The 263-nt window shown below is 40.7% G+C and carries 1 protein-coding gene; it reads right to left on the bottom strand.

All coding sequences use genetic code 11. The features are described from left to right. Position 1: 1 nt before the first annotated feature. On the bottom strand, positions 2–263 hold a 262-nt coding region (locus tag SM754_RS20310; RefSeq protein WP_323677955.1), incomplete at its 5' end, for a hypothetical protein.

Genomic DNA, 263 nt, shown 5'->3' with positions numbered 1-263 from the left:
CTCATATATATTCTGGTGGTTTAGTTTTGTTAACTTTCTGAAATATTATGGAAGCAGCCCAAGATTGGACATCTCCGTCTAAATCACAACCTGCTATACCTTGAGCAGGGTCATAAAATGGCGGAGCCCCTTTTCTGGGTTTAGAACGGGATCTTCTCTCAGTGCAGCAAACCTCAAACATCCCTTTGCACTGCTCATTTTCAATGTCAATAATTCTTTGGTCTAGAAGAAATCTTCCATCTCTTACAACTTCTCCACCAACA

The sequence above is a fragment of the Halorubellus amylolyticus genome, assembly GCF_034808145.1.
Classification (GTDB): Archaea; Halobacteriota; Halobacteria; order Halobacteriales; family Natrialbaceae; genus Halorubellus.
Note: the sequence above shows the minus strand (reverse complement) of the source record. Positions and strands in the feature narration are given on the sequence as shown.